This is a genomic window from Candidatus Uhrbacteria bacterium, from assembly GCA_016187485.1.
GTDB lineage: Bacteria > Patescibacteriota > Patescibacteriia > UBA9934 > UBA10169 > JACPJO01.
Map to the genome: position 1 here is coordinate 65961 of JACPJO010000002.1, position 22761 is coordinate 88721.

At 54.7% G+C, this 22761-nt stretch carries 19 protein-coding genes, 3 tRNA genes and 1 other RNA gene; 10 read left to right on the forward strand and 13 right to left on the reverse strand.

Annotated features, from left to right (window positions below):
- Positions 1 to 2 precede the first annotated feature (2 nt).
- From HYW18_00790 to secG, 7 genes are all read right to left on the reverse strand, one after another.
- Entirely contained in the window at positions 3 to 1433 is a 1431-nt protein-coding gene (locus tag HYW18_00790) for a sugar transferase (GenBank protein ID MBI2484676.1), read from the reverse strand.
- Positions 1434 to 1479: 46 nt separating this feature from the next.
- Positions 1480 to 1964: RNase P RNA component class A (rnpB, locus tag HYW18_00795), an RNA gene on the reverse strand.
- Between the two features lie 49 nt (positions 1965 to 2013).
- The gene (gene trpS, locus HYW18_00800) at positions 2014 to 2994 is read right to left on the reverse strand and encodes a tryptophan--tRNA ligase (GenBank protein ID MBI2484677.1); all 981 of its coding nucleotides are present in this window, start codon (positions 2992 to 2994) and stop codon (positions 2014 to 2016) included.
- 54 nt (positions 2995 to 3048) lie between these two features.
- The gene (locus HYW18_00805; protein MBI2484678.1) at positions 3049 to 4875 is read right to left on the reverse strand and encodes a ribonuclease J; all 1827 of its coding nucleotides are present in this window, start codon (positions 4873 to 4875) and stop codon (positions 3049 to 3051) included.
- A gap of 193 nt (positions 4876 to 5068) precedes the next feature.
- Positions 5069 to 5155, reverse strand: a tRNA-Leu gene (locus HYW18_00810).
- A 163-nt stretch (positions 5156 to 5318) separates the two neighbouring features.
- Positions 5319 to 7127, reverse strand: coding sequence for a peptide ABC transporter substrate-binding protein (locus HYW18_00815; GenBank protein MBI2484679.1), 1809 nt, complete (start codon positions 7125 to 7127; stop codon positions 5319 to 5321).
- A 16-nt stretch (positions 7128 to 7143) separates the two neighbouring features.
- Positions 7144 to 7365 (reverse strand): preprotein translocase subunit SecG, encoded by a 222-nt coding sequence (gene secG / locus HYW18_00820; protein MBI2484680.1) that lies wholly within the window; start codon positions 7363 to 7365, stop codon positions 7144 to 7146.
- Positions 7366 to 7531: 166 nt separating this feature from the next.
- Here secG and HYW18_00825 point away from each other — a divergent pair, with 166 nt between their 5' ends.
- From HYW18_00825 to HYW18_00840, 4 genes are all read left to right on the forward strand, one after another.
- The gene (locus HYW18_00825) at positions 7532 to 8269 is read left to right on the forward strand and encodes a DsbA family protein (GenBank protein ID MBI2484681.1); all 738 of its coding nucleotides are present in this window, start codon (positions 7532 to 7534) and stop codon (positions 8267 to 8269) included.
- The gene (locus HYW18_00830) at positions 8266 to 9597 is read left to right on the forward strand and encodes a hypothetical protein (GenBank protein ID MBI2484682.1); all 1332 of its coding nucleotides are present in this window, start codon (positions 8266 to 8268) and stop codon (positions 9595 to 9597) included. The genes HYW18_00825 and HYW18_00830 overlap by 4 nt, the downstream gene beginning before the upstream one ends.
- Before the next feature lie 81 nt (positions 9598 to 9678).
- Positions 9679 to 12543, forward strand: coding sequence for an excinuclease ABC subunit UvrA (gene uvrA, locus HYW18_00835; protein MBI2484683.1), 2865 nt, complete (start codon positions 9679 to 9681; stop codon positions 12541 to 12543).
- A gap of 74 nt (positions 12544 to 12617) precedes the next feature.
- Positions 12618 to 14333, forward strand: a complete 1716-nt coding sequence (locus tag HYW18_00840; GenBank protein MBI2484684.1) for a hypothetical protein — start codon at positions 12618 to 12620, stop codon at positions 14331 to 14333.
- 23 nt (positions 14334 to 14356) lie between these two features.
- Here the strand turns inward: HYW18_00840 and HYW18_00845 are convergent, their stop codons facing one another.
- A complete protein-coding gene (locus HYW18_00845) occupies positions 14357 to 14824 on the reverse strand; it encodes a 50S ribosomal protein L19 (GenBank protein ID MBI2484685.1) in 468 nt (155 codons plus the stop codon).
- An 85-nt stretch (positions 14825 to 14909) separates the two neighbouring features.
- Positions 14910 to 15299: a hypothetical protein gene (locus HYW18_00850; GenBank protein MBI2484686.1), complete on the reverse strand. Its 390-nt coding sequence runs from the start codon at positions 15297 to 15299 to the stop codon at positions 14910 to 14912.
- Positions 15300 to 15335: 36 nt separating this feature from the next.
- On the opposite strand from HYW18_00850, the gene HYW18_00855 reads away from it, so the two are divergent.
- From HYW18_00855 to HYW18_00875, 5 genes are all read left to right on the forward strand, one after another.
- A tRNA-Ile gene (locus HYW18_00855) sits at positions 15336 to 15410 on the forward strand.
- Positions 15411 to 15433: 23 nt separating this feature from the next.
- Positions 15434 to 16153, forward strand: coding sequence for an RluA family pseudouridine synthase (locus HYW18_00860; protein MBI2484687.1), 720 nt, complete (start codon positions 15434 to 15436; stop codon positions 16151 to 16153).
- The gene (gene gmk / locus HYW18_00865; GenBank protein MBI2484688.1) at positions 16135 to 16713 is read left to right on the forward strand and encodes a guanylate kinase; all 579 of its coding nucleotides are present in this window, start codon (positions 16135 to 16137) and stop codon (positions 16711 to 16713) included. Before HYW18_00860 ends, gmk begins: the two co-directional genes overlap by 19 nt.
- Positions 16710 to 16877, forward strand: a complete 168-nt coding sequence (locus tag HYW18_00870; GenBank protein MBI2484689.1) for a hypothetical protein — start codon at positions 16710 to 16712, stop codon at positions 16875 to 16877. The genes gmk and HYW18_00870 overlap by 4 nt, the downstream gene beginning before the upstream one ends.
- On the forward strand, positions 16874 to 17269 hold the full coding sequence (locus tag HYW18_00875; protein ID MBI2484690.1) for a hypothetical protein: 396 nt from the start codon (positions 16874 to 16876) through the stop codon (positions 17267 to 17269). Before HYW18_00870 ends, HYW18_00875 begins: the two co-directional genes overlap by 4 nt.
- Here HYW18_00875 and HYW18_00880 read toward each other — a convergent pair.
- The 3 genes from HYW18_00880 to HYW18_00890 form a co-directional block, all read right to left on the reverse strand.
- The gene (locus HYW18_00880) at positions 17229 to 18455 is read right to left on the reverse strand and encodes a CCA tRNA nucleotidyltransferase (GenBank protein MBI2484691.1); all 1227 of its coding nucleotides are present in this window, start codon (positions 18453 to 18455) and stop codon (positions 17229 to 17231) included. The two genes, HYW18_00875 and HYW18_00880, sit on opposite strands and share 41 nt — an antisense overlap.
- Before the next feature lie 182 nt (positions 18456 to 18637).
- On the reverse strand, positions 18638 to 19171 hold the full coding sequence (locus tag HYW18_00885; protein MBI2484692.1) for a hypothetical protein: 534 nt from the start codon (positions 19169 to 19171) through the stop codon (positions 18638 to 18640).
- A gap of 374 nt (positions 19172 to 19545) precedes the next feature.
- Positions 19546 to 19622 (reverse strand) — tRNA-Val (locus tag HYW18_00890).
- Positions 19623 to 19755: 133 nt separating this feature from the next.
- Between HYW18_00890 and HYW18_00895 the strand changes: the two genes are divergently transcribed.
- Positions 19756 to 22176 (forward strand): putative metal-binding motif-containing protein, encoded by a 2421-nt coding sequence (locus HYW18_00895; protein MBI2484693.1) that lies wholly within the window; start codon positions 19756 to 19758, stop codon positions 22174 to 22176.
- 29 nt (positions 22177 to 22205) lie between these two features.
- Here HYW18_00895 and HYW18_00900 read toward each other — a convergent pair whose 3' ends face one another.
- On the reverse strand, positions 22206 to 22685 hold the full coding sequence (locus tag HYW18_00900; GenBank protein MBI2484694.1) for an OadG family protein: 480 nt from the start codon (positions 22683 to 22685) through the stop codon (positions 22206 to 22208).
- Positions 22686 to 22761: the final 76 nt, after the last annotated feature.

Below are 22761 nucleotides of genomic sequence, written 5' to 3' on the forward strand. Positions count from 1 at the left end.
AATTAGTAGGCTCCCTTGCGAAAGATGACGACGAAGGGAGTTTTCATGAGAATTTTGAGGTCAAGCCACGGGGACCAATGCTCCATGTAGAACGTATCTAAGCGCATTTCTTCTTCGAAATCAAGATCGGAGCGACCACTGATTTGCGCCAGCCCCGTCATTCCCGGACGGATGGTGTGGACCTTGCGGTGATGCGGAAGGTACTTGTCCACCTCGCGTGGCTGGTGTGGCCGCGGCCCCACCAGGCTCATGGAGCCGGAGAGTATGTTGAACAGTTGTGGCAGTTCATCCAAAGAGTATTTGCGGATCTTTTGTCCAAAAGGGGTGACGCGTGGATCGTTGGCGATTTTATAGACGGGCCCATGCTTCATGTTTTGTTTGCGGATAAGTTCCTCCTCCATCTTCTCGGCACGCGCTTGATTGCCGAGGCCTTTCTGCGATCCGATGCTGTACTCGGCTCGCATGGAGCGAAATTTGAAGGTGAGGAACCGCCGCCCACCTTCTCCCACGCGCTCGTTTTTGAAGAGGATGGGCCGCCCACTTTCAAAAAGAATGCAGATCGTGATGAACAGCAGGGTGGGAGAGAAAAGGATGACGAGCACGAGAGCCAGCAGGATATCGAACCCGCGTTTGTAAATAGCCCCCCATCCATCCAGAGGCGTTTTCTTCACGGTCATAAGAGGGACACCCGCAATGGTGGATGCGTCCACACGGAGCGAGCCTACGGTGAACAAGTCAGCGGAGTAGCGGAGGTCGAGATGTTCTACGTCGGAAAAACTCCGCAGGCGGGACAGCGTCTCGCGGCTTGCGTTGGGGTCCGTCAAAATAATCTCGTCGATGGCGCTACGGCGGGCCAACTGCATCAGCGTTTTCTCCGTTTCGTCTCCAAATGCGTCAAACGTTCCTACAACACGGATACCATAGCGGCGCCGTGTCTCAAATGTCTGACGAAGCACTTCGCCCGTCTCTCCGTTACCGATGAGAACGGCGCGCCGCATGCCGATCCCCAAAAAGAGAAGGGAATTTTGTATGCCACGGATCAGCAGGCGCTCCGTCCACACGAGGGTGACGGCTAAGCCCCAGCCGACCAAAATAATGAATCGGGATTCAAATGCCTCGAGGGTAAAAAAGAGAAGGGCGAAGATGACGGCCATTGCAGAGGCGCTCGCAAACAGAGTTGTTTGTACATCTTCCGCAAGACGTCGGCGAGAGGTGCGGTAAGCTCCAGCGAAGGCAAAAATAATAACCCACAGCACTACAGCGGGGAGTGCAAGCTGGCTGTAGCGTTCGAGGGTAAGGTCGAAAATGACTGGTCGCCACTCGGTAAAGAAGGGGAGAAGGCGTACATGATAAGCCGCGAGCGCGCCGGCAAAAATAGCCAGGGCATCCATGGGCACGAGGAGAGCCGTAAAAAACAAATCCGGGCGTTTCATATGATGGTGCTTATGATACCGCAAGGCCCCGCATGAAGCGAGGCCTGGGGCCGGGAAACGTATAAGCCGAATTCTGTTCTCCCATCACTCTTTGCAGAGCGTTAGGAGAGGTGACTATCTATCTTGACTGCTCATTGCTGAACAGCTCCGCATGATCCTTGCGAACCATGCACGCGAGCGACCAAATTTGCTCTTGCACCGAAAAGGGTTTACCACACCTCTGCGTCACCGCAGGGCGAATCGCGTAGCCCCGAAGGACATCGCGAAACTTTTCACGTTTCCCCCTACATAGCTCCGTGAGGAGCGACGTGGGGTAGTATTGTCTCTGTGACACTTTCCCTAGAGTTCTCTCTGAGCCCGAAGAGCAATCTCTCCGGCAAAGCCGGATCCGGCTTTGCCGGACAGCTCCTCGATTCCAGATTTCCTCTGGCCGCCGTTAGCGGCTTTTCTTGTCTTCCTCTCTTGCGAAAGGGTAGGGTGTTCGGACTTTCCTCTCCCGCTTTTAACAGGAGCAGTCACCGCGTTTCCTGGCGTGGCAGAAGATACTACACTTTAGAGACTTTGTCCATACCTCACAAGATTACAATCGGATGCCGAGCACTTCACGCACCGCTCCCATCTTTTTTTCTGCCAGTTCCTTTGCGCGGGCGGAGCCGTCGCGGAGCACGCCCACCAGATGCGCGGGGTCAGCCCGCAGAGCAAGATATTTTTCGCGAATGGGTTGCAGGAATTCCACGAGCGTATCGGCCAGAGTCCCTTTGAATTCTTTATACCCTTTGCCGTCAAACGACTGCACAACCTCTTTTGGCGTCATGCCGGTAATTTCGGCCATGATGGTAACCAGGTTGCTTACTCCGGGCCGCTTTGCCGGCGCGAAGTCGATGGTCCCTTCCGAGTCTGTGACGGCGGCGGCGATCTTTTTGCGCACAGTGCCTTCATCGTCTGTGAGGGCGATGTAGTTTTTTGGACTCCCTGCGGATTTGGACATTTTCGTGGTTGGGTCATCAAGCCCCATAATCCGCGCGCCGGTTTTTTTGATGAGCGGAGTGGGCATGGCGAATGTTTCTCCGAACATTTTGTTGAACCGTTCCGCCAGGTCGCGCGCAAGCTCCACGTGCTGTTTTTGGTCCTCGCCCACGGGCACATAGTCGGTATCGTAGAGGAGAATGTCGGCCGCCATAAGCATAGGGTAGGAAAGGAGGCCGACGGACGCGGAAGTGTTCTTCCCCTTATCTTTAAACTGTGTCATGCGCTCCGCCTCGCCCAGTCTGGTGAGGCACATCAAAATCCATCCCAGCTCTGTGTGCTCGTGCACTTGGGACTGCTGGAAGATGGTGGCTTTCTTGGGATCGAGACCTGCAGCCAGATAGATGGCCGTGGCATTCAGTAAGTGGTCGTGGAGTTCACGCGGCTCAAATGGAACCGTCATGGCATGGTAGTCCACCAAAAAATAGAAAGCTTCCGTCTCGTGCTGAAGCTTCACGAATTGCGAAATCGCGCCAATATAATTCCCGATATGCACGATACCGGTGGGCTGGATGGCCGAAAGAGAGCGTGGCATACGAACAGGAGTATAACACAAAGCGAGGTTTCAAACCTCGCTTTTGTTTCCCTTTTATACCTCAATGATCACGGGCAAAATCATGGGCCGGCGTTCGGTATGCTGGAAGATGAACGTGCCCAAATCATTACGCAGGGTATTCTTCACATGCTCGAAGTCTGCAGCATTCGGTGCGGCATGGTTGTTCACGATGGTGCGCACTTTATCACGCAGATCATCCACAAATCGTTTCTGATCCTTCATGAAGATAAACCCACGGCTGATGATGTCCGGCGATCCTACAAGCTTGCCGGTCTTTGAAGCAATCTGCGTGATCACAATGACCATGCCGTCTTCGGCAAGCACTTGTCGGTCGCGGAGCACCACCTGCGAAACGTCGCCCACGCCAAGCCCGTCTACAAAGACGTAGTCGGCAGGCAGACGTTCTTCCGTGAGCCGTCCTTCTCCAAGCTCGCCCGGTTTCTGTGATTTCTGGAATTCGGCTACTTGGCCGTTGTCCACCACAAAGACTCGTTCCTCGGGCCAGCCAAGCGAGTACGCCACTTCGGCGTTCTCGCGGAGCAAGAAGTGGTTCCCCTCAATCGGAATATAGTATTTCGGTTTGAAGAGAGAGAGCATGAGCTTGATGTCTTCTTTGTGTGCATGACCGCCAGCGTGCACATCCATCATGGCGTAGTGCACAACACGTGCTCGCTTACGATAGAGAACATCTTTGAGACGCTGAACCGAGCGCTCATTTCCCGGAATGACGGACGAAGAGAAGACCACCGTATCGCCCGGAATGATGCGTACACTCCGATGCTCATCGTTGGCGATGCGCATAAGGGCGGCATTGCGCTCTCCCTGCGCGCCGGTACACACCACAACGATTTTTTCTTTGGGGTAGTCATCTACCTGTTCAATAGGGATGAAGGTCTTCATGGATGCTTTGATGTAGCCCAACTCTTTAGCGATCTCCACGTTTGTTTTCATGGAGTAGCCGTCGAGCGCCACTTTCTTACCCTGCTTTTCCGCGATCTCGATGATTTGTTTCACACGCGAGAGAAGCGAGGCAAACGTCCCGATGATGAGCCGCCCCGGCGCCTTTTCAATGAGGTGCTCCAGGGTAGCGCCGATTTCCCGCTCGCTCACTTGGTGTCCCGGTACGGACGCGTTTGTGGAGTCTCCCATCAGACAAAGCACGCCTGCCTTGCCGATTTCGGCAATGCGCTGAAAGTCGGCGGGCGCGGTCCCCACGGGGTGGAAATCAAATGTCCAGTCGCCGGTGTGGCACACGTTGCCGGCCGGGGTTTCCAAGAGCACGCCGGCAGAGTCAGGGATGTTGTGGTTGATGTGGAAGAGCGACACGCGGATAGCCCCAAGCTGGATGGGCTCTCCGATCTTGATTTGGTGAAGTTTCAAGGGCGGCGTCTTAAAATCAAGCTGGCGTTTTTTGATAATGCCAAGTGTGATGGGTAGTCCGTAGATAGGAGGATTTCCTACGCCAGGGATTGTGTGCGGAATAGCGCCGATGTGGTCGTAGTGGCCATGCGTGATGATGACGCCACGGATGTTTTTTTCCTTCCCTTTGAGGTAGGACATGTTGGGAATGATATAGTCCACGCCCGGCATGTCTTCCTCGGGGAATTGAAGGCCCATGTCTACCAGAACGATGTCGTTTCCGTACTCGAACATGGTGCAGTTACGGCCGACCTCCTCGCATCCGCCGAGTACGGCGATGCGCAGACGGTCAGTGGGTGCCTTGGTTTGAGGCACGGACGGCGCCGATCGCGGGGCCTCGATGAACGTACGGCCGCCCCGGCGCGGCTTGAATGAAGGCCGTCCCTGCGGTCGCCCTCGACGGTTGTGTGAAGATGGATGAGATGAATGCGGTTGCATCATAAAAGAATAGACTCAAGTTTCATGAAACTCACGAATGACTTTTGTCTGCGCTTGTGACGGACACAAGAGAAAGCAAAAGGTATCTTGAAGCGCCCGGACCAGCTTAGCTGGTCTCCCCTCGCTTAGCTTTGCGCTTGTTGGTTTAAGCAAAGCTGAGCTTTGCTCTGACGGGGACCAACCGAGCTAAGCTCGGTGGTGCGGATGGAGAGACTCGAACTCTCAAGCCATTGCTGGCACGGGCTTCTGAGGCCCGCGCGTATACCAATTCCGCCACATCCGCTCATTACGAAAGCTCTTAAAATAGCGATCTGTCGGCGCGCGCCGAGACATCTCATCTATTTTAAAAGCTTTCGTATCCTCTTTTTATTTCGGCGTACGTCCTCCTCGTGCATTTTTCTCTCCACAAAGGGTGCTCGTGAGAGCATCAACAAGACTATGGTACGTTAAAAGCCGTTTTTTGTCAATAAACCTGGTCTGAACACGCGTTTTGTTCGCACGAACCATCCTTCGACGCGATTAAAGCGGTCGGCCGGAGTCGTGATGCGCGGGAGGTCATTTCCTTTGATCTTTGCCGCAGTAGCGTAGAGGTAGTCCGGTTGTACCAAAAACAAGGCCGGCAGGTCTTCTTTGATGGATGTTTCCACAATGGTGTAGGCTTCGGTGCGTTTTTGGGCATCCGAACTTGCTCGGGCTGTTTCAAGCGCATCGTCCACCTTGCGATTCGCGTAGCCGGGTAGGTTCACTCCTGGGTCAGCGGCTTGCGAGGAATGCCAGAAGGGGAATGGGTCGGGATCCACGCCGTAGAGGATACCCGTCAAAAGCATCTGGTAGGCGCGTGGTTTAATGACGGCGCTCCCAAGTTCTGCCGGTTGGACGGCGCGTATGGTTACACGCACGCCGATCTCTTGCCATAGGTCTTTGAGGAGGGCGGCAAGTGTTGCGAAATCCGCGGTGTCCGGATACACAAGCTCGATTTCCAGCAACTCGGCTTCTGCGTCTTCATCTATATTTTTTGCACGCACGCCAGTCGTTTCATCAACCGCCCACTTTGCCGTGTCCAACTTTGTTCGTGCCTCTTCGAGATTTTGCTCTGTGGGAGTGCTTGCGGGGAGAAACGTGTCGGCAACGATGGGGCCGCTGAGCGCCTTCGCGAATCCTCCGTACACATTCTCTACGATTGCCTTGCGGTTCACGGCAAGATCAAGAGCTTGTCGAACAGCGAGTTCTTTGAGCGCGGGTTGTGTTGTTTGGTTGAAGAAGATATTAATCTGCTGGGGGATGGTAGGGCGGAGAAGGCGAATAGCGCGTCCGTCAAGTTTCCGCGCGCTTTCTTGCGGAAGAAATGCGGCACCCTCGACCTGCCGGCCTTCAAGCGCGCTGACGAGCGCATTCAGGTTGTCGTAAAATTTAAAGGTGATGCGTTCAAGGGACGGACGATTTCCGTAGAACGCCGGAAAACGCTGGAGCGTATAACTGCGGATGGACCCGTTCTGATCCTTTGTAAATTTCTCAAACCGATACGGTCCATTCCCGACCGGTTGGGTGTTCAAATTCACGAGGCTTGCGCGGCGCGGCAGTATTCCCTCCCAAATGTGCGCAGGCAAGATTCCTACGGTAAGCGTGCTCAAAAAAGGAGCGAACGGTTCGGAGAGGGTGAACCGAACGGTGAGGTCGTCTACCGCCTCTACTTTTACGCTTCGAAATGTAACAGAGAGGGGGCTCAAGTATTCCGGGTTTGCTATGGCCTGGAATGTGAAGACAACATCTTGCGCGTTCAGGGCCTCTCCGTCGTGCCAGAGAGTATTCTCGCGTAAATTAACCACGTAGGCCTTACCGTCTTCTTCCACCGTGTAACTTTTTGCGAGGTCACCAATGAGGCCCGAGGCAGAATCGAAAATGAACAGGCCGCGGAATAACAAGCGCGTGAGGTCCGCGTCCACGGCGCTTGCCGAAGCGTAGAGGGGATTTAAAAACTGCGGCTCGCCTACAAGTCCTTCTGTATAGTCGCCGCCAACGGCGGGAAGAGAGACTTGGTGGGTGAGAATGTATACGCCAATGAGCAACAAGAAGGAAAAGATGGCACCCGCACTTGCGAGCCGCACCAAAAACCGCTCGCCTGGCGAGAGGAGGCGTGGAAGTTGTCGCCACTGGGAAAGGGAAGGCACCGTTCCTTTGCGCGCAACGCGATAGACGTGCTCCGCCGTGAGATCCGGCGTCTTTCTGTCACGAGGAAACAACGGAGGGAAGTTCACACGTGAGGGGCACGCTTTATGAGAGGAGAATCTGTGCCAGAGCAACACCGAAAAACAGGATAGCAAGAGCAATGGTTATTTGGTGTAAGCGCTTTTCTGCGCCGCGACGCTCATGCGCCACGACATCTTCACCGCCAAAGGCGGCGCCCAGGCCCGCGCTCTTGGGCTGAAGCAAGACGGCGGCAACGAGCAAGACGGCGAGAATCGCTTGGGAAATCCACAGGATAGTCGAAATCATAGTGGCTCCATGCTAATGCAAACAGAGCTTTACGTCAACGCGCTGTTGCAGTTTTACGTCCGGCAAAACGTTTCATGCCGCGGCCAGACACGCGCATGCGCGGGGTGCGTTTCGTGTCGCGGCGCTTGGTGTGTTCTTCCATGCGTCGTGTCGCGCGATCCTCCATATGATACCATGGTACCACATGGAGGATTCCAAGCGCTGGCTCCCGATTGTCGTGACGGGCATCTTGCTTTTGCTTGCGGGATTGTTTGTGCTTCGCGTCGTCGTTTTTTACAGCCAGATTCGCAAAGGCGACGACCAACAGCGTTCTTTCGGCGCGTCCGCCGAGCTCACACGCTCGCCCGCGCTGGCGGCAGCGATCCGTTCCACTCCCGCAGATGAAGTGTATAGCGTGGAGGACGACGATGACCCCATGCTTGGGGGCAAGGACGCACGGCTCACTATTGTGGAGTTTGCCGACTTTGGCTGCCCGTACTCGCGCAAGGCCTCGTCATCCATGCGCGCCCTTGCACTTACCTACGGCGAGAACATCCGCTATATCTATCGCGATTTTCCGATCACCGAGATTCATCCCGACGCGTTTTTAGCGGCGCAGGCAGGACAATGTGCCAACGAGCAGGATAAGTTCTGGGTCTATCACGACGCACTCTACCAACACCAAGAGGACCTTTCTCGCGCGGCGCTCCGTTCGTATGCACAGGCGGTAGGGATGGATGTCGGAGCATTTGATCGTTGTCTTGCCAGTGGGCGCTACCGCCAGGAAGTGGAAAAAGATTACGCGGAAGGTGTGGCGGCGGGCGTCGTGGGAACACCCACATTCTTTTTCAATGGGCGCCGTGTGGAAGGAGCCATCCCCCTCGAGATTCTTCGTTCGCTCATAGACACTTTTCTTAAGGTATGAGAGCGCTCATCTCTCTGCTTTTCTTTCTCTCCTTCGCCCTGCCCGTGCAGGCGGCGGATCCGGCAGGGACTTGCCGGTGTTGGTGCGGGTCGACCGCGGGCGCTATTGAGTATGGCGTGTATCGTCCGGATGAAACGGAGTGTTTGAACCTCTGCAAGAGCATCAACCAGAGGTACTTGGGTTGTGTTGCGGAGGAAGACATTTCTCCTTTGGAGAACCTACGCTGTTGGTCTGCGCAAGAGTGCACACAAACCAATGCGGCGACGGGGAATCCGTCGGGAATTTTTGATGATACACAGCCAACCGAATGCATGCCCGGATTCCGTTACTGTTTTCCCTATCCCGAACCGATTCCTCTTAGCGTGCATTTTGGGGACAAGACGTTTGTTTATGGGATTGGCGGGTACACCGCGACCGTGTATCGCTGGCTTATAGGCGCTGCAGCTGTCTTTGCTGTCATCATGCTCATGGCAGGCGGCATACAATATATGCTGGCGGGCGGGAGCGGGAACGTAAAAGAAGCGAAGGATCGCATGAAAAACGCCATCATCGGTTTTGTCATTCTTCTTTCAAGCTATCTCTTATTGCTCACGGTAAATCCGCAAACGTTATCCTTGCGCTTACCGTCTTTGCCGAAAATCCGCCCGCTCATCGTCGCAGACGGGAACCAGTCATGCGAGGCGTACCAGAATGCCAAATACCACGTGGAGGTAAACGGGAGCCAATTTTTCAGCGGGCTGTCTTGTGGCAGAAAAGGATCGGTAACGAAAGGACCCGACGGCGCGCAGCTTTCAGAGGAGACATCGTGTTTTTTCCGCGCGTGTACGCAAGCATCCATGACGGCAGCGGGGGAGACCTGTGCGATCGATACGACCGAAGAGACCGGCTCGTGCATGACATGCGCGGATATTACGGCTGGCCAGACGGCAACACCGGGAGTGCTTGCCTCTCCCTCGTTGTGCAGCGGTTTATCGCAACTCGCCGGAGGATCGGGAAGCCGAGAACTTTGCCTCTATGTCCCCGCCGCTCCCGAGGAGAAGTTTCCGGACGGGTATTGCGGAAGTTTGACGCTCGACTGCAACGCCATTGAAGACTGCGAAGATTACGGAGACCTCGTCCCGTACAATTCTGTGGTAGAACAGGTGGTGTCTACGCATACAGCCGTTACTATTGCCGCTGACCTTGAGGGCCTTTCAGAAAAAACGGGGCGCGAGGGAGAACCGCTTGCCGGTGTGTGCACAGACGATCCGTGCAACCTTGCGGCGGAAGGAAAACGCTGTGGCGTGCGCGTGACAGGGAATGATGTTTCGTGCGTCACAAATCCCTGAGAGGGACCGGCTCTTGCCAGAAAGAAAATTGTTTGTTATCGTTGCGGGCGATTTTCGTTTGCCTTTTGTTTTCCTTGTTACATGGCCCAAGAGTATCTGCGCGTCCGTGGCGCGCGTGTGCACAATCTCAAAAATGTTTCCGTGGATATTCCCAAAAAGACGCTTACGGTTCTTACGGGCTTGTCGGGGTCGGGGAAGTCATCTCTTGCGTTTGATACGATCCACGCGGAGGGCCAGCGCCGCTATATGGAGTCGCTCTCCAGCTATGCGCGCCAGTTTTTAGAAATGCAGGATCGGCCGGACGTAGACGAGATCACGGGTCTTTCGCCCACGGTAGCGATTGACCAGAAGTCATCTTCGCACAACCCGCGTTCCACGGTGGGGACCGTGACCGAGATCTATGATTATTTGCGCGTGCTCTTTGCGCGTGCAGGCGAATCGTTCTGTCCTGTCTGCCGTGTACCGGTGGAAGAGCAGACTCTTGCGGCCATGGCGGTGCGTACGCAGTCCTTGCTTGGCACGCACGAGGTTCTCGTGCTGGCTCCACTCGTGCGCTCGATGCCCGGCGAACACAAACAGGTGCTTGTGGCGGCGCAAGCGGCAGGATTTGCACAAGCGCGCTATGACGGGTTTTTGACGGATCTCGATGAACTTGTTGCCATTCGTAAAGACAAAAAGAAGCCGCACACCATCGAAGCTGTTGTCGCCGTGTTTTCTCCGGAAGACGTCCCTGCGCCGGAGCGTGTTCGCGATGTTCTGAAGCGCGCTCTGGAGTACGGCAATGGCCTTGTTCTTCTTGTTGATAACGAAACGGGGGATGAAACTCTCTTATCGCAAGCGCTTGCCTGCCCTTCGTGTGGACTCAATCTCCCGAAACCCGAGCCGCGTCTTTTCAGTTTTAATTCGCCCTCTGGTGCATGCGCCTCGTGCATGGGGCTTGGTATTAAGTTAGTTCTTGAGGAAGATCTTGTTATTCCCAACCGTCGTCTTACCTTTGCCGAAGGGGCGATCAAACCCTGGACACGCATTGCGGGAAATCAAACGAGCCATGTGCGTTTATTGGAACAGGTCGGGGAGCGGCACGGGTTTTCTACGCACATGCCGGTCGTGAAAATTCCTCGCAAGACGATGGAGCTTGTCTGGAGAGGGACCGGAGAGGAAACCTATAATTTGGACGGAGCGTCGGTCACCTTTCCCGGTATTTTAGTGCAGCTTGAAGAAAAGTATCGGACCACCGAATCAGATTATGTGCGCCACGAGCTTGAAAGTTACATGCGCACGATGATCTGTGGCGCCTGTGACGGCAAGCGCTTGAAGCCCGAAATGCTTGCCGTGCGTGTACTTGGGTATTCTATCGGGGACCTTGTTGGACTCCCTCTAGAGGACCTCAAGCTGTTTTTTGAAAAGCCGTCTGCTCTGGCGGGAGCTTCCCCTTCAGCAAAAGTTTTTTCGAAAGACCAAAAGCAGATTTTTGAAACTGTGCAGAAAGATGTACTCGAACGTTTGCGCCACATGAACCAAGTGGGTCTGGGCTATCTTACGCTCGATCGTTCGGCGATTTCCCTTTCGGGCGGAGAGTCTCAACGCATGCGGCTAGCGACCCAGCTCTCGGCGTCGCTTTCCGGGATCATTTATATTTTGGACGAGCCGTCTATCGGGCTCCACCCTCGTGATAACGATGCGCTCATAGAGACGATGAAGACGCTACGCGATGCAGGGAACACTGTTCTGGTCGTGGAGCATGATGCGGCCATGATGCGTGCGGCAGATCATATTATTGATGTGGGTCCCGGTGCCGGAGAATACGGCGGCGAGATTGTCGCGAAAGGAACGTCGGCAGAGATTAAACGCAAGAAAGAATCGCTGACCGGCCAATATCTTGCGGGAAAAAAGACCGTCGGATTCCCCAAGCGCTATCGAGCAGGAAATCGTAAAAAAATTACCATCGAAGGCGCCACGGCGCACAACCTTCAAAATATTACCGTTTCGATTCCGCTTGGCACGCTCACGTGCGTCACGGGGGTTTCCGGTTCCGGAAAGTCCACGCTTATTTTAGATATTCTCGGCAACGCTCTTTCGCAGAAGTTCTATCGAGCAAAGGAAGAACCGGGAGAGCATAAGGCGCTTCGCGGCGTTGAACACATTGATAAGGTTGTTATGGTAGATCAATCTCCCATTGGACGCACGCCGCGCTCGAATCCCGCAACGTATACGACCGTGTTTACCGCGATTCGTGACTTGTTCACGGAAGTGCCGGAAGCAAAAATCCGCAATTTTGATGCAGGGAAGTTCAGTTTTAACGTGAAAGGAGGCGGGCGGTGCGAGGCCTGCGGAGGAGACGGCATGCGCCGCATCGAAATGCAATTCATGCCGGACGTCTATGTGGAGTGTACAGAGTGTCACGGGCGCCGATATAACGAAGAGGCGCTTGAGATTCACTACAAGCAGAAAAATATTGCAGACGTTCTGGACATGACGGTGGAGGAGGCGCGGCGATTCTTTGCCGACAAAGAGGCCATTTTTGAAAAACTTGATGTGCTGCACCGTGTGGGACTTGGGTACTTGAAGCTGGGACAACCGGCTACGACCCTATCGGGCGGGGAGGCGCAGCGCGTTAAGCTCTCTACGGAACTTTCCCGCCGGGCCACGGGGCGCACGCTCTATATTTTAGACGAGCCGACGACAGGACTGCACTTCGAGGACATCAAACGTCTGCTGGGCATCCTTCACATGCTGGTGGAGAAGGGGAACACCGTGCTTCTTATTGAACACAACTTGGACGTGATCGCTTCTTCTGACTGGGTGGTCGATATGGGGCCCGAAGGGGGGGCAAAAGGGGGGGAAATTATTGCTACCGGAACACCGAGAGACGTGGCGAAGATGCGGGAGAGCAAGACGGGACAATATCTCAAAGAGCTTTTCTCAAAGAAGCGGAAAAATAGCTAAGGATAGCTATTTTTTCTTTAGGCTTCTATAGTAGCCATTGACAAAAAGCCCTAATTTTGCTATTTTCCCCTCTTATGAAAAAGACATTTCTCGCCGTTATTCTTGTGGCCATCTTGCTGCCCGCGGGCATTGGTCGTGCAGATAACCCCACTTGGCAGGTTTTAACTGCCACGGATGTATGGGATCGTGGAACACACCGCGTGGAGCGTTTGGATCTCCCGCGCATTGTGGAAGGTCCCCTCAACTTGGGTGACAATGTGGTTGTACAGACTGTTGCTTCCAGTTGTGTGAGTGCTGCCTGCGATGAACGCGATGCCTATATTCTTCGCAACGGCTCGGCCATCCGCGTGCCTAACGTGCCCAAGAGCGCGCTTTCGCTTGCAGAGTTTAATGCGAACGGCGGGCGTGTTGTGTGGGCGGTGCCGGTGCCTTCGGACACGGGTCGTTGGGATGTGATTGAACTGGATCTTGCCAGCGGACAAAAAGTAAAAATCGCCGGGAACTTTTTCCTCGGCAATGTGGAAACCATGAAAGTTCGTGTGGCGGACGGAGAGATTTTCCTGAATCCTACGTTCATTTCTGGCGGAAATACCTTCAAGAACGCTGGGGTGTTCCGCTATGATCGTGCGCGCGGCGATGTGGTGAATGTTACACAGCGCTTCAACGCTCAGCACGAGGAACTTCTCGACGTGGATCTTGCCAACAACCGTATTCTCACGAAGATGTCGTTTGCCTCTGGGGAGAAACAACTTTGGCTTACCAAAATCACCTCGGAATATTTGAATGGCGAAGCCAACCGTATCATCGGCACATGGACGCCGGCGCATGAGGACCTTGTAGGCGGACACTTCCGTCCAGATGGTTCGGTCGAATACTTCCGCATGTACACGCGCAGCCTTTCTTCGACGAACGGGGTCGTGGATACATTCCAGACAACGGCGCTTGGCGAGCAGATGTCGTGGTACCGTCCGGCAAGCGATGCCGTCACTATTTCTGGTGACAACATGGTGTGGATCAACAATGATAATGAGCTTACCGTTTCCAATGAACAGTTCGGCACGATCCGTGTGGGCACTATTGGTCCGCGCGCGCCGCGTGTCGTTGGGACAGATGTGTACTTTGCCACGCCCGAGGGCATGGGAATGGTCTATCGTCTCAAAGATGGAGTGAGCACGCTTCTTGATTACATGCCGACGGATCGCTTCAAAGTGGCGATGGTGGGTGTGGACGAGGCGGGAACAGTTCGTTTTGGCTCTACAAAGAACCCCGACGAGTCCATTTCGATGGGCGTGGGAACGGATGCGGCCCTTTCTGATGAGCGCCATGTCTATTGGCGCGGCGTGGACGGAGCGATCTACGAAGCAACGCTCTCGACAGATCCAGGCGTAAGCACAACGGGAAAGATGGAGGCCGTGAAAGTGGAGAACAATCCGACGGTGTTTCTGACCGATGGCGTGAATCGCTGGACCTTCACGAATGAGGATGTCTATCGTACGTGGTTTGACTCTATGGACACGGTAAAGACGATCTCTGCGACACGACTTGCATACTTGCGTGATCGCGGCACGGCACAATTTGCGCCGGGCACAAAAGTAAAAGCAAAAGATGACGCGCGTCTGTATGTGGTCGGCCGGGACAATAAGGCCCACTGGATCGTGAACGAGACGGTTGCCGATGCCGTGTTTGGATCCTCGTGGAACAAGGACGTCAAAGAAATTGATACCGCGGCGATGGTTTCCTACCAACAGGGCCGCACCATTGATGACGCTCTCGATATTGACCTGATCTAAAAACGGAAAAAGAAAAAAGGGCCTTAGAGGCTCTTTTTTCGTTCACGCAAGGCGCGCTTGAGACGAGAAGTCGGGCGTCCTTCCTTAAGGCGCGGACGCAGGAAGGAAAGTTTTGCGCGCCGGACCTTCATGGTTTTGAGTATCTCGACTTTTTCTATTGTAGGAACCGCAAGGGGGTAAATTTTCTCCACCCCATACCCTTTGCTGACTTTACGCACTGTCATGGTGCGACCGATACCGGATCCGCCAAGTGCGACGACGGTCCCTTCAAACACCTGGACACGGACACGCTCTTCGCCGGAGGGAGTGACGTCTTTGATTTTTTCGTGCACGCGGATAATCATGCCGGGGCGCAGATCGCGGTGCAAACGATCACGCTTCACTTCTTCCACGACTACGGGCTCGGCCGGTGTCTCTTCCTCTTGGGCTTCCGTCGGCGCCTGAACGGGGGTCTCAACCTCCGTCTGTGGGTCTTGTCCTTCGTCTGTCATAGACAGAAAATTTACGAGAGGATCACGTTCCGTTCCTGCGGCGGATCAGTGATCGTCGGTTATAAAGTGCGAGGAGTGTAAGAAATCAGCCGCGAATTGTCAACCAGCCGCGCCAATTTTTCGGCCAACCCTGCAAGAGGGTAAGGGCGAGAGGCGCGCCCCAATTTGCCCACCGTTCCACGAAATCCCACACCGGCTCGCCCACGATGGGGCGCAAAAGCGCCGTCCAGAATCCCCAGGCGGCTGCCCAGAGGAGGGCCAGACGGATGGGATAGAAGAGAACCAGGATGGCAATAAGGACGTCCAGAGCGCCCACATAGGTGACGATCTGTGCTGACGTCTCGATACTCGTACCGAGGATTTGAGACACCCAGCCGTTCCATGCCTCTTTACCCAGAAGGCCGAACATGCCATGACCCAGGAATTCTCCCGCCACGGCGACACGCAGAATCCACTCAAGGAGAGATGGTTTCATAAAAAAATTGGATATACTATAGTACGACTCATTCGCAGGCCCGTAGCTCAGCGGTAGAGCATCGAGCTTATACCTCGACGGTCGCTGGTTCGATCCCAGCCGGGCCTACCAAGATGCCCTGAAATCTACTCTGCATGAACAGAAAAATCAATCTCCAGATTCTGTATGAAGATGCCGATATTGTTGTCGTGAACAAGCCGGCCGGTCTTTTAGTCCACCGCATACACGAGGATGACACAATGCCAAACGTTGCGGATCTGCTAGCGGAGAAGTTTCCTTCCCTGCGTACGGTGGGGGACCGGCCGGATCTCCGTCCGGGTATTGTGCACCGACTTGATAAAGAGGCCTCCGGGATTCTTGTCGTTGCAAAAACACAAGCGGCCTTCACGCATCTCAAAGAGCAATTTAAAACACGAACGGTGGAAAAATTTTACAACGTGCTGGTGTATGGGAAGGTTTCCAAAGATGTAGGAGATATTCATTTCCGCCTGTCGCGATCCAAAAAGACGGGACGCATGGCAGCTCTTCCCAAAGATGCTTCTCTGGGGCGCGAAGCGCATACGGAGTATGAGGTCATGGCACGGTATGCCACGGCAACACTTCTACGCATCCAGATTCATACAGGCCGCACGCATCAAATTCGCTCGCACATGCTGGCTCTTGGACACCCGGTTGTGGGCGACAAACTGTACCGACGCGGACATATGCGGCATATTCGCCCCATAGAAACAGACCATCTTTTTCTCCATGCAGAAGAACTCTCCATCGACCTTCCCTCTGGTTTGCGCAAAACATTCCATGCGGAACTCCCCAAAGAACTTGAGGCCATTTTGCAATCTCTCCACAAAGTATGAAAGGCACCCTCTTTGTGTTGACAGGACCATCTGGAGTGGGGAAAACGAGCGTGGCTCGCGAGCTTTTGGCTCGCGAAGAGCGTCTGCGCCGAGTGATTACATACACGACGCGCAGCTCTCGCCCGGGAGAAGTGGACGGGAGGGACTATCACTTTGTTTCACGATCTGAATTTGAGCGTATGGTTGCAGTGGGCGAGATGCTTGAATGGGCGGACGTCTATGGGCATTTATACGGGCAAACGATTGCCGACGTGGAGCGAACATTAGGAGAAGGTCATGACGTGCTGTTGGTGCTTGATCCGCAAGGAGCGAAGACGATTATGGAGAGCGGGCGGGGAGCCGTGTCATTTTTTCTTGATGCGCCAGATGAAGAAATCTTGGGGCGACTCAAGGGACGAGAGACGGATACCGAAGAGGTAATCGAGCGGCGTGCGCGCGCTCTGGCGTTTGATCGCTCCCACGCATCGTTTTGCTCGCATCGCATCCAAAACACGGAGGGCAAGATGGCAGAAGCGGTCGAAGCCATCTCTGGAATCATGTATAATGACCGTGCGTTATGATCTACATGTCCATCGGTGTCGCCATTACGATATTTGCCACGATCTTTTTAGTCTATGGCGTGAAGCATCATGATCGGGAAGTGTTGATGGGTTCCATTCCTGTTCTTGCCGTTGGGATTTTCGTGGTCATTCTCTCCTACGTGGTGTTCCGGTCACAGCTATGACAAGTGACCTTTCGTATCTTCTCATCCTTGCCGTGCTGTGGTTTTTGTTCTATTGGGTGCTTGGCGGGGCGTTTTTTGCCGTCATGTCCGTCTTTCGGCTTGGACGTTTAAAGAAGGCGCGGTTCTCGTGCCTCTTTACGCTTTTTACTGCAGCCTCGGCATTCGGCGCCGCGTATTTCGGTCTCCGATGGGCCAACGAATCCTCGCGTGAATGCATTTCCCTCGCTCAATCAAACCTCGAAGGATTTGTGGGATTCTTCGGGTGCAGTCTTGTCTCACTTACCATGAGTTTTCTGGCTGGTGCGCTTGCCGTCATCGTACTTGGGTGGCTTGCCATGGGACTTTCGTCACTCAAGATTCTTTTGCCAGGAGTTGATGAAGAGAAGGAATAGGTCTCCCATCAAGCTCCGCACTTCGCACCGTATCGAGCAGACGGCGGAATTCCGGGCCGGGGGAAAACCCTTGTGCCAGGAGATCATCACCTGTGAGGATAGGAGGCAGAGCAGAAGCGCGGAAAACAGAAAGGAGCCGCTCGGCCGCGCGAGCGTTTTTTGTTTCTTGAAGAAAGGGGACGAGGAGGGCGCGATGGGGGAGGAATGTGCGTTCGATCTCGGCGGAAGAAAATTTCTGCAGGCCGTGTTGATGGACAAGAAGAGCGACACGAATCGCTTTTCGGTTGACGGCGAGGCGCCAGTGTTTCAACCACGCGTCATAGCGGGGAGGATCGGTGTCCTTTCCGCAGAGGGCAAAGATGAGCGTAGGGTCCGTGACAGAGGTTTTAGGTACTGCCAGAGGAAGGCCGTCCCAGAGGACTTTATTCACGTGAGCGAAGGTTAGTAGTTCGTAGGCGCGCGGAGGGTCTGCGACAAACATCCGGAGCAATTCTTGCCCGACCATCTGGTGCGCGACAAGGGGACGGCCGTGGGAGTCGGTGTGGGCCAAGCGTGGAGCGAGCGTCTCGATAGCGTGCCACGTTTTGGGTTCGATGGTTGCAGAAAGCGCGCAAGCAAAGCGGATGGCGCGCAGGATACGCGTGGAATCTTCCTTGAGTCGTGCGAGGGGGTCGCCTACGGCACGAATGATGCGTGCCTTGAGGTCTTGTTCCCCGCCGCACGGGTCAATCAATGTCTCGGTACGCCATTCCCATGCCATCGCGTTGACGGTAAAGTCACGTCTACGCAGATCTTCCTCAATGGGAAGGAACGGATCGCTTTGCACGGAAAAATTTTTGTAGCCGCCGTCTTGTTGTGTGGAGATTTCTGTGCGCGGCAGGGCGATTTCTATTTTCGGATTACGCGGGTTGGCGTAGGGAATGAACCCGAACACGCCAAAACGGGAGCCCTCTAACTTTACGATGCCGTGCGATTGGAGCCACTCCGCGAGATCCTTCATCAAAACGCCGGTGACGACAAGATCGAGGTCGTGAAGGGGGACGCCCCGCAAGGCATCACGTACCGCACCACCTACGACATACACGTTCGCAGAGGGGTAATGTTTGAGAAGCTCATCAACCCACACGAGCGCCGTGAGGTGCTTGAAAGGGAACAGACAGTGATTATTGGGATGTTGTAGGGGCACAATTTTCGAAACGCACTTACCTATTTATGGGAAAAGATTTACGTGCACACTCCTGGGGCTATCATCATTATTTCCATTGGTTTATCACTAGTATCCTCGTTCGGTTATCATTATTATTCCCCATTGGTAGATTTTCATGATTACCTCACACAAGTGCCGATCGGCCCTTGCATGAAGTTTTGCTAACAGTGTTCTTCTACGGTAAATACTCGGATCCACCGTGCGTGACGGGATTTTCGAAAGAGGTCTGTGATGGGTTCTGCGGCGTCAAAAGGGGAAATCCACACGCTTCTTTGTATTGGCATGAATCCGGCAGATTCAAGGAAACCACGCAGAAGCTTTCGGAGAGATCGGTGCGACTCTGGAATATCAAATACCACCATACACATTTTTTCTTCCGGGAGGAGGTCGGCATCGAAGACGCGGAGCCGGAAAATTTCTTGCCACCCCTTTTCTGTAATGGCCACCTCATATTTTTTAGCGGCACGCCGTGTTTTGATAAATCGTAATCGGCGAAGCCGGTCTAATGCTTGCTGTCGAGCCTTTCTTTTTGCCCGGGCATGGGCAATATGTAGTCCGTCGTAACCGTAGTAGTTGAGTGTGCGCCGCCCTTGTCGGCTCATCAACAAAAAGTAAGCTTCTCCCAAGTGAGAGAGTTCAGAAAGTATTCGTGCGGTCTCCGACCGATCTTTCAGGTGATAGAGCCGTGAGAGCATATTTGCGTAGATTCGATCGAACCTCACACAAGGGCCGATCGGCCCTTGTGTGAGGTTCGAATACAATTGAAGAAACTATATCAGGTATTCCTTCACGTGTTGAGCAGAGACCGAAACATCTTCACGTGTTGAGCAGAGACCAAAACATCTTTACGTGTTGAGCAGAAACACAAAATCCTGCTTGAGCAAAAATAAAAAACACCCCGCTTGGACGGAGAATCCTTTACCTCTCGACTTCATGCACTCGACAAACGTACAGACTTTACTCAATCTATTCGACGAGCTTTGCTTCTCGCGGTCGAAGAACATGACCCATCGACGAGCTCAGGGTCATACTGAGTTTATCGAAGCATGAGCGAGCAAAGCGAGTCGAATGGTGGGCGGCACAAGAGTCGAACTTGTGACCTTCACAATGTCAATGTGACGCTCTAACCAACTGAGCTAGCCGCCCCTTTATATTTTTCAAACGAACGCGCCGATCGTACCAGCACGATTGACGATTGTAAAGATTTCCCCTAAAGTCGCAAAACCGGCCTTTCACAACTACTTCGGTCCTTGCGACCGAACAGATGAGGAGAATCCCGATGCCTTTTGCTCGATCTTTGGTGTGCGTGCTTGCCCTTGTTCTCTCCGCCTGCCAGAAGCCCGTAGACGGTGACGGTGACGGAGCAGATGCCTGCCAGTCGTTCGTGGGAGGGTTCGCCCTGCGTCCCATCCCGCCCTGCGACTGGAACGATGCAGCGCCGACGATCTATCCCGGCGCGCCGGAGCTTTGCGACGGGCTCGACAACGACGGCAACGGCCGGCTCGATGAGCTGTTCGATGTTGATGCGGACGGGCAGACCATGTGTGCCGGTGACTGCAACGATGCCGACGTGACGATCTACGACGATGCGCCCGAGGTCTGCGACGGGCTCGACAACGATTGCAACGAGCTGACCCCAGCGGACGAGACGGACGGCGATGGTGACGACGCGCTTGCCTGCGGCGATTGCGACGACGCCGACGCGACGCGATATCCGGGCGCCGCCGAACTCTGCGACCGTCTGGACAACGACTGCGACGGGACGACGCCTTCTGATGAACTTGATGGCGACAGCGATGGCGCCACCCTCTGCGAGGGGGACTGTGACGACGGCAATGCTGGGCTCAACACGATCGATGCCGACACGGACGGGCAGACCACGTGTGCCGGTGACTGTGACGACGGCAGTGCCTTGCGTAAGCTGGGCAACCTTGAAGTCTGCGACGGTGTGGACAACGACTGCAACGGGACGGTGGATCCTCTTGAAGCAGATTTCGACGCCGATGGCGCCCGCGCCTGCGTTGACTGCGACGACGCCAACCCCAACCGGTACCCCGGTAATGAGGAAACCTGTGGCGGAGCGGACGAGGATTGCGACGGCGTGCCGTCGGACAACGAAACGGACAACGACCAGGACGGCTTCACGGAGTGCGACCTCGATTGCGACGATACCAACCCGGCGGCTCATCCGGGCGGCACCGACATCATTGGCAACGCTGTGGACGAGGACTGCAACGGCCTTGTTCTCCTTTCGGAGCATCTCGATGCCGATGGAGATGGGTACTGCAGCAACGCCACTGTTTGCAGCAACGGATTTAGTCCCGGTGACTGTGACGACGGCAACGCGGACCGCTATCCTGGCAATGCCGAAGTCTGCGACAGTGTAGACAACGACTGCGATGGAAGCGCTAACGCAGACGAAGTGGACACCGACGCGGACGGCTGGCTTGCGTGTGAAGAGTGCGACGACTCTACGGCCGACTTCAACCTCGATGATCTCGATCTGGACGGTCAGGATACGTGCTCTGGCGACTGCGCCGACACCGACGCCGATCGCTTCACTAGCAACGCCGAAGTCTGCGATGGTGTAGACAACGACTGCCTGGATGGAGTCCCTGCCGACGAAGTGGACACCGACGCGGACGGCTGGCTTGCCTGCGAGGAGTGCGACGACGCAAGCGCCGTCCGCTTCCCGGGTAATCCCGAGATCTGCGACGGCGTGGACAACGACTGCGACACTCTTGTGGATGTCGGAGATCCTGACACGAACCTTGATAATGACGGGTTTTCCGCCTGTGCCGGGGACTGCGACGACCTCAATCCGTTCGTACGTCCCAATGCCACAGAAACGTGCAACGGCATCAACGACGACTGTGATGCGTTCACGGATGAGGGCTTCGATCAGGATGCGGACGGGTGGACGTCCTGTGGCGGGGACTGCGATCCGTCCGACCCCGCCTTCAATCCGGATGCTCCGGAAATCTGCGACGGGGAGGACAACGACTGCGACGGTCTGGCGGGAGTTGAGGAAGTTGATGGTGATAATGATGGACAGATGGTCTGCGATGGGGACTGTAACGACGCGAACACGGCCATCAGCCCTACTCATGCGGAAGTCTGCGGGGACCTCCTCGACAACAACTGCAACGATCTCGTGGACTTCGAGGACACGAATACCTGCTACGCTGGCTGTGTGCCCAACATGACGGCATCCAACGCCATCACCAACTTTGCCTTCGAGACCAACGTGGATGGGTGGTTTGAGGTGACGACGGGAGGGCCAACGGAAGATGCCGAGCCCCCGTACTGGGACCCCACGTGGGGGTTCAACAGCAGCCGGTCGCTTAGTGTGTGGAATCCGGTCGCTGGAGCTATCGAAGACGAAGCTATTGGGGTGGACTTCACTCTTCCCACGGGTCAGATGATGCTCGCCTTTGGCGCGAACATTACGGGAACGGGCGATGCAAATCTCCCCATCCACGTGGCGATTGCTTCTGCAGGCGACTACTCGGTGAATGGCGGAATCAATCCTCTTTCCCCCATTTCCCTCGAGATTGAGGCAGGTTGGCAGGCCTACGCCTTCTGCTTCGTGGCCACGCCAGTGCCAGACAGCGAACGCACGCTCATCATCTGGTTTGGGAGCCTGCCGGACACGGCCGGTCTCTCGCTCGATGCGGTCGTAGCGTACCCCGCCCCCTGACTCGCATCTGCGTGATCGTTCTTCTCTACTCAACCGGCTTCCCCGGTTGTTTCGTTTTCTATCTCAATAATGGTCACGGGAACATCATTCCAGTTGAATTGGGCTTTGAATGTTGCGTTTTCGTTACCCCCCACCCACACACGCCAATTCATAGTCGGAAGCAATCTGGCACATTCATCTGATTTCCCTGGCGTTGTATCGAAGAAAAGGAGGATTTCATTCTTATCTTCACTTACTTTTGATGTCACATGTCGATCAATGCACGTGCCATCGATAGGGATAGAACCTTCCAGATAATGTTGCTTCTTATCAGCTTGCCACAAATGCTTCAATATAATCTCACTTGGGTGGTACAACGACTGGTAGTTCTCTGGGGCCGGGGGAGGGAAGGGGGCCTTTTGGGCTGGTTTCGGTTCGGGCTTCCAGATAGTGAAGTTGAATATGATGATCAAAACAGCAAGACAAATAAGGATGAGGCGGAAAATTACTTGGGGCGTTGGTCGTGTCATATTGAGAAAGAGTGTATTACAGGAAGACACATGTGGCAAAACAAAAACCTGTTTTCCACAGATTTCCACAGTCGAA

Coding starts and splice junctions, on each gene's coding strand:
- HYW18_00850 (MBI2484686.1), bottom strand. CDS start 15,299: ATGAAACCATCTCTCCTTGAGTGGATTCTGCGTGTCGCCGTGGCGGGA.
- HYW18_00830 (MBI2484682.1), top strand. CDS start 8,266: ATGAGAGCGCTCATCTCTCTGCTTTTCTTTCTCTCCTTCGCCCTGCCC.
- HYW18_00885 (MBI2484692.1), bottom strand. CDS start 19,171: ATGCTCTCACGGCTCTATCACCTGAAAGATCGGTCGGAGACCGCACGA.
- uvrA (MBI2484683.1), top strand. CDS start 9,679: ATGGCCCAAGAGTATCTGCGCGTCCGTGGCGCGCGTGTGCACAATCTC.
- trpS (MBI2484677.1), bottom strand. CDS start 2,994: ATGCCACGCTCTCTTTCGGCCATCCAGCCCACCGGTATCGTGCATATC.
- HYW18_00870 (MBI2484689.1), top strand. CDS start 16,710: ATGATCTACATGTCCATCGGTGTCGCCATTACGATATTTGCCACGATC.
- HYW18_00845 (MBI2484685.1), bottom strand. CDS start 14,824: ATGACAGACGAAGGACAAGACCCACAGACGGAGGTTGAGACCCCCGTT.
- HYW18_00895 (MBI2484693.1), top strand. CDS start 19,756: ATGCCTTTTGCTCGATCTTTGGTGTGCGTGCTTGCCCTTGTTCTCTCC.
- HYW18_00840 (MBI2484684.1), top strand. CDS start 12,618: ATGAAAAAGACATTTCTCGCCGTTATTCTTGTGGCCATCTTGCTGCCC.
- HYW18_00875 (MBI2484690.1), top strand. CDS start 16,874: ATGACAAGTGACCTTTCGTATCTTCTCATCCTTGCCGTGCTGTGGTTT.
- secG (MBI2484680.1), bottom strand. CDS start 7,365: ATGATTTCGACTATCCTGTGGATTTCCCAAGCGATTCTCGCCGTCTTG.
- HYW18_00805 (MBI2484678.1), bottom strand. CDS start 4,875: ATGATGCAACCGCATTCATCTCATCCATCTTCACACAACCGTCGAGGG.
- HYW18_00825 (MBI2484681.1), top strand. CDS start 7,532: ATGATACCATGGTACCACATGGAGGATTCCAAGCGCTGGCTCCCGATT.
- HYW18_00860 (MBI2484687.1), top strand. CDS start 15,434: ATGAACAGAAAAATCAATCTCCAGATTCTGTATGAAGATGCCGATATT.
- HYW18_00790 (MBI2484676.1), bottom strand. CDS start 1,433: ATGAAACGCCCGGATTTGTTTTTTACGGCTCTCCTCGTGCCCATGGAT.
- HYW18_00900 (MBI2484694.1), bottom strand. CDS start 22,685: ATGACACGACCAACGCCCCAAGTAATTTTCCGCCTCATCCTTATTTGT.